The sequence below is a fragment of the Sulfuricurvum sp. genome (assembly GCF_023250475.1).
Classification (GTDB): domain Bacteria; phylum Campylobacterota; class Campylobacteria; order Campylobacterales; family Sulfurimonadaceae; genus Sulfuricurvum.
On the sequence record NZ_JAHFAQ010000133.1, the window covers coordinates 1 to 5,944 of the forward strand.

Below are 5,944 nucleotides of genomic sequence, written 5' to 3' on the forward strand. Positions count from 1 at the left end.
GTACCGTACAGCGTTGCGAGTTCCCTTATCGAAGGACTTAAAAGCGAAGTTGTGATGAGTAATAATCGTGCGGCAGAGCTGTTTAACCGCCATCCGATCACGCTGGAAGCATCGGTCGAAAAAGCGATAGAGGAGATACGTACGCATCAGATTATCAGCCGTTGGAGCGACAGTGGCGGGGGAGCATGGGAAATCGATCATGCCCACGATATCGCAACGGCTGTTTTCAGCGATCGGCGTGTACTTCCGCTGGGAGAAAAATCTCCCCGAGCGATCTTTAAAAGTTTTTGTGCGATCGGCGGATCAAACGGATGGTTCGGATACGATTGGCTCTGGAAAGTACGCGGAGGGATAGACAAACTGCTCGGCGGAGCTGGGATTAACCGAGGACGCCGCGATTCTGAGACTTTACGAATCGGAGACAGTCTGGATTTTTGGAAAGTGGTTGATCTCGTAGAGGATGAGCGGCTTCTTCTGTACGCGCAAATGAAGCTTCCGGGGTCGGCGTGGCTTGAGTTTAAAATTCATCAGGGGAATTTGATCCAAAGTGCCTATTTTTATCCCGACGGTGTCAGCGGGCGGCTCTATTGGTACGCCCTTATACCGTTGCATCATCTTATTTTTGCCAATATGGCCAAGAAAATTTTGCAAAGGGCGTAAATCTTTATTTTAGCCTCTGGCGGTCACTTCTAAAAGGTGATAGCCGAATTGGGTCTTGATCGGACCGTACAAAACGCCGACATCGCCGTTGAATACCGCTTTGTCAAATTCAGGAACCATTTGCCCCGGGCTGAATCGTCCCAAATCTCCCCCTTTTCGGCCCGATGGACATTGTGAATGATCGGCTGCCGCTTCTGCGAAAGAGGTTCCGTTTTCGATTTCTGCTTTCAGTGCGTTACACTCTGCTTCGGTACTGACTAAGATATGACGTGCGGTTGCCCATGCCATGATGATCCTTTGTGATTTTTTTTGAAATTTTACTCTAAAAGTCCGTTTTTAGAGAGACTCTTTAAAACTTTTCAGTTTTAGATGAGCATAGTTTGCTCCGAGTTTGAGAATGTCCGCTTCGTAGATTAGGAGCTGTTTGGGTGTTAGACGGGACTCGTTTCCATCGACTTTGGCATAAATTTTGGCTAAACTCTGGCCGATCAGCATTTTGTGATCGCAATTTTGGGTCATTAATAAGATCCCCTCCAACCCATCTTTCGGCAGGGGAAGATTGCAATAATAGTCGCCGATATCGTTGACTCCCCAGTAGATAAACCCCAAAAGTGCATAAAAATCGAGGGATGTCGAGACGGAAGAGAAGGTGATCCGTTTAACATGCTTTTCAACGGCCTGAGCCAAAATGAGATCAAGGATAAGGGTAGCGTATCCTTTGCGTTGTTCTGCTAATGGGGTAAAGAGGTTATAGAGGGTGAGATATTCGCTGTAGCGATCGATCTTAGAGAAGAGATAGCACAGGTGCCCATTCTTCTCATCGCACAGTACGGCGCATCCTTGCGCATTCCAGCTGAAGTGGCGATCCCACCACGCTAGAGATTGATCGGCAAATCGGATACTTTCACTATCTTGGATGAGTGCGGTGGAGGCGATATAGGCATCACGGCTCAGTATTTCGAGACGGTAGAGCGGCATGGGGTATCCTTTTACTCTCAGTCGAAGTAAAAAGTTCCGTTCCCGAAGCCGATTCATTTAAGTGAGTACGACGATTATAACGGCTTTACGAGCCTTAAGAGGGTTAAAATTTAAGCAGTTCTCCCCAAAGGGAGGCAATTTTGTACTATAATCAATGTGTGAAAATTACAACAAGGAGATGATTATGGACGCTGTGCAAAAAGATCTCGAAAATCGAAAAGAAGAGATCCAAAAAGCTATGGGGCTGATGTTCAAAGCAAATATGACGATTACCGATTGGGACGTCCCTGAAGGTGATGATCGTGAGGCCGCAAAAATTTTGCTTTCCATTATGCAAGAGTCTCTTGATGCCATTAAAGTGGAAATTGAAGCCGGAAGATACGACTTTTATTAATTCTCAGTATCTATTTATCCAAAAAGTTCCGCCGTATCGATCTGATAAAAATCTTTGTACTCTTCGTAAAGTTCGGGGAAATGGAGCTTCAAGGCGGCGGGAGATTCAAAAAATCGTTCTGTGACGACGGCGAAGAATTCTGCTTCATTGTTCGCGGCATAGGCATCGAGCAGTTTGTATTTTCCCCAGCCGCGGTTTTTTCGAGCGATTGAGGCGAGATGATCAAACTCTTTGTGCAGAACTTTGACCCATCCGTCGTATTTTGAGTTCTCGATCGGCGGGATACCGTCGATCACGCCGTCCATAAAATCGATTTCATGGGCAAATTCATGGATAATAACGTTATTGTGACGCATGTGGTAAGACTCTTTTTTCGCCTCATGCCATGTGAGGACTACCGTATCATTGGCAGACTGTCCTTCAATCATAAACTGCTCTTTAGCGTATATCCCTCCGGATGAGCGGACCTGATTGATCATAATCGAGTGGGGGTAGATGATAATGGTTTTGAGATTGTCATAACAGTTATGGGTATTTTTCCCGATCAGCAGCAAACAGGCGTAAAAAGCGATGATAATTTTCATCTCATCGCTCACGTGCAGGCCGATTCCTACAAAGTTTTTGGTGTGGATGAAGTAGACGATAGCGCGCTGAATCTTTTGTCGATCCTCTTCGAGGAGTTTTCGGTAATGGGGCATTTTGTCTAAAAAGAGGTGGTATTCCTCTTTAAACGGGAGCTTTTTGATCTCTTCCAACTGTTTTTTTTGACGAAAGTCGTTTAGAAACACGAGTGCAAAAAAGAGGGTGCCAAGAGTGGCAAAGATTAGGAGAAGGGCCCCGTGATACTCCATCCGAATCAGTACTTTTTATTCGTGTTGACTAGGAGATCTTTTTCGCTCAGGTCGTCCATCAGTGTTTTAAGATTTTTGAGGGTGAAGAGTTTCAGCGTATCGCTTTTCTCTTTTTTGAACTCGCTTGAGAATCCGTTTTTGGAGAAGATAACGAAAATATCGGGTGTGAGTGCCGCCTTTGCACATTTTTCCTGAAGCTTGGTGAGTTCGCTTTTATTGGCTTTGGATTTTGTGTATTTGCAGGATCCTACGATCACTTTCCCCCCTTTGGTTTTACCCAAAATTTCAATTTCGTTAGTTTTGTCCCAGTAGGAGCCGATCTTGGCGACCCAGTCCTCTTTAAAGCTTTGTTTGACGAGGGCGATTACAAGAGCTTCGTAGACTTGATCGAAAAAACTCTGCTTGGTATTCTCCCACTTCTCTTTCATCTCTTTAAAATCTCCCTCTTTGATCCCTTTGTAATAGGGTGACACGGCAGAGAACCAAAAACGTAAAAATGGTGCGCTAAAGAGTAGACGCTCCGTTACCTCTTCGCTCTCATCGATAGGGTCGGCTTGAGAGGCTTGACGGCTCAAAAGACCGAATTTAATCAAAAAGGCAGCCGATTCTTCCCCCTCTTTGCGGCTAAGATCGGCACGACGGTAGGCCGAATATTCTCTTCGATCACCCAAAGCGACGGCGGAGAGGAGGGCATGGTGCGATTTATTGCTCTGGGTAATTTTAGTCAGATCGGCGTGAATGTAGCGATAGTTTGCCAGAATCTTCTCTTCGATCAGCTCTTCAAGAGGCTTGGTCATATCGACGTTCCACCCCATACCGCCGAATACGGCGAAGTACTCAATCGCTTTTTCGATGTCGGCAGCATTGTTCTGAAAACAAAACGATCGAAATTGTTGAAGAAGTGTCGGGTGTTTATTCATAAAGGGGAGCCTTGAGTTCTTTTTCAGTATTATATCCTACGGATGAAGAACGGTATAATTAACCTGAAAAACAGCGGAGGGCGGATGAGCTATATTGTCATTTATGTAGTATCGGTAGTATCAGCGCAGGTCATCACGATGCTGCATATGCTCTATCTGCGAAGAAACCACAGTACCGTCCTTGCATGGTCGATGGCCATTCTCATGTTTCCTCTCCCCGCGCTTGTATTCTATTTCATTTTCGGCAACCGGAAGATACGGCAAAAATGCAAAAAGAGGACGCTGAAACTTCAAAAAGATCATCAGAGGGAGAGGGGAACGCTCAATCCGATAGAAACGGTACTCTTTGCCCACGATATCGCGGGAACTACCGAGAACAACACCCTTCAGCTCTATTTTGACGGGGTTGAGGCCTATACGGCTTTGCTAAACGAGATTACGAATGCACGCGAATCGATCTATATCAGCACCTATATATTACAAAACGATACAACGACAAAAATGATTTTGGACGCATTGACGCAAAAAGCGGCTGAGGGGCTTGATGTGAGACTGTTGATCGACGGAGTGGGATCGTATCCCCTCTATTTTTATCAGCATCCTCTCGAGGCACTGAGAAAAGCGGGAGGGAAAGCGGTATTTTTTATGCCGATTCTGAAACATCCGCTAAAGAACTATATCAACCTTCGCAATCACCGTAAAATCTTCCTTTTTGACGAGCGTGTCGTACTGACAGGAGGGATGAATCTCGAAGAGCGTTATCTGGGCTCAAAGCCGCTGAAAAAACGGTGGGTCGATATGATTTTTCGTCTCGAGGGAGAAGCCGTTTTTCCTTACCTAGAGATATTTTTTGCCGATTATGAGTACGTAACCGCCCAAAAGAGGATTGCCGTAAAAAGAGAAGTTCTTTGTTATGAACATAACGGTGTTCAAGTCGTCCCCTCGGGTCCTGATATGAGCAGTGACGCCCTCTATGAGGCGCTGCTAAGCGCAATTCATTCGGCATTGAAGCGGGTGTGGATCGTCACCCCTTATTTTGTCCCCGACGAAACGATTTTGAGCGCGCTTGTCATTGCCAAACACAAAGGGGTCGATGTCCGATTGATCACACCGAAGGTATCGAACCATTGGATCGCCGATATCGCGCGCAGCAGTTATATGCGCGAGGCCGAAGAGAACGGTATCGACGTAATGCTTTATCGGGGCAATATGCTGCATACCAAAGCGGTTTTGCTGGATGATTATGCGGTGATGCTGGGATCGGTAAACATTGATAATAGGAGCCTTTTTCTTAACTACGAAGTGGTCAGTTTCGTCTACTCAACGCCGGTTATTCTTCAGATGGAGGTTTGGATCAAAAGTTTGATGAGCCATTCGGTATCGGGAATAAAAAAAGGGTCGAAAAGAAGGGTCATTCTGGAGAATTTCATGCGTATCTTTTCACCCCAATTATAGCGAAGCGAGTCCCATGATAAAACCCCTCAGTATGATCCGAAATACCCTGCGATTGGACGAAGAGAGTCTCTTGCCGTCTGAGTTTGGACTTTTATGCTGGAATGTCCATAAACAGAACCTCGGAGGCAGATTTGAGCACTTTTTTGGTGAACTGCTGGAGCGCTGTCCGATTGATCTTTTAGCCCTTCAAGAGGTCAAACTCAATTCCGCTATACCCTGCGTCCTCGATTCCTTTCATTTTTCATTGGCTCCGAATATCCGTTTTTTTAACCATATTTACGGGGTTTTAAACGGCTCTCGAGTTCCGGAACACGAGACATCCTCGATTCTCTCCACCCATCGTGAAAGTATGATCCAAACCCGTAAAAGCGCGATTTTTTCGACCTATCCGCTGCCAGGGGGTGAGATGCTTCTTCTGGCGAATCTTCATGCAATCAATTTTAGATCAACCCGAATATACAACAAAGAGATCGAAGCTATTTTTGAAAAGATAGGTCGTCATAGTGGAGCTATGATCGTGACAGGGGATTTTAACAGTTGGAACAGAGCACGTATCGGCTTTGTATTGAAATCGGCAGGAGCGTTACACCTTCAGAGTATAGAGACCGAGCACACCCATTTGATAAAATCGTTTATGAACTATAAATTGGATCATATTTTTTATCGCGGGCTGCAATTGGTAGAGA

Annotated in this window: 8 protein-coding genes; 4 read left to right on the plus strand and 4 right to left on the minus strand. The window is 45.5% G+C overall.

Translation table 11 applies throughout. The features are described from left to right. The coding region (locus tag Q0C19_RS10520; RefSeq protein WP_295055783.1) for an SDR family oxidoreductase at positions 1–660 on the plus strand (660 nt) is incomplete at its 5' end. 9 nt (positions 661–669) lie between these two features. On the opposite strand, the gene Q0C19_RS10525 is transcribed toward Q0C19_RS10520, so the two are convergent. Together Q0C19_RS10525 and Q0C19_RS10530 are read right to left on the minus strand one after the other, a co-directional pair. After that, positions 670–948 carry a peptidylprolyl isomerase gene (locus Q0C19_RS10525; protein ID WP_295055785.1) on the minus strand — a complete coding sequence of 93 codons (279 nt, stop codon included), beginning with the start codon at positions 946–948 and terminating at the stop codon, positions 670–672. Positions 949–996: 48 nt separating this feature from the next. Continuing rightward, positions 997–1,638 (minus strand): hypothetical protein, encoded by a 642-nt coding sequence (locus Q0C19_RS10530; RefSeq protein WP_295055787.1) that lies wholly within the window; start codon positions 1,636–1,638, stop codon positions 997–999. Between the two features lie 184 nt (positions 1,639–1,822). On the opposite strand from Q0C19_RS10530, the gene Q0C19_RS10535 reads away from it, so the two are divergent. Beyond that, on the plus strand, positions 1,823–2,032 hold the full coding sequence (locus Q0C19_RS10535) for a hypothetical protein (RefSeq protein WP_295055789.1): 210 nt from the start codon (positions 1,823–1,825) through the stop codon (positions 2,030–2,032). A 14-nt stretch (positions 2,033–2,046) separates the two neighbouring features. Here the strand turns inward: Q0C19_RS10535 and Q0C19_RS10540 are convergent, their stop codons facing one another. Both Q0C19_RS10540 and Q0C19_RS10545 read right to left on the minus strand, forming a co-directional pair. Continuing rightward, positions 2,047–2,883: a M90 family metallopeptidase gene (locus Q0C19_RS10540; protein WP_295055791.1), complete on the minus strand. Its 837-nt coding sequence runs from the start codon at positions 2,881–2,883 to the stop codon at positions 2,047–2,049. A 5-nt stretch (positions 2,884–2,888) separates the two neighbouring features. Beyond that, positions 2,889–3,803, minus strand: a complete 915-nt coding sequence (locus Q0C19_RS10545) for a DUF234 domain-containing protein (RefSeq protein WP_295055793.1) — start codon at positions 3,801–3,803, stop codon at positions 2,889–2,891. Between the two features lie 84 nt (positions 3,804–3,887). On the opposite strand from Q0C19_RS10545, the gene Q0C19_RS10550 reads away from it, so the two are divergent. Further along, positions 3,888–5,258: a phospholipase D-like domain-containing protein gene (locus Q0C19_RS10550; protein WP_295055795.1), complete on the plus strand. Its 1,371-nt coding sequence runs from the start codon at positions 3,888–3,890 to the stop codon at positions 5,256–5,258. 31 nt (positions 5,259–5,289) lie between these two features. Beyond that, on the plus strand, positions 5,290–5,944 hold a 655-nt coding region (locus Q0C19_RS10555; RefSeq protein WP_295055797.1), incomplete at its 3' end, for an endonuclease/exonuclease/phosphatase family protein.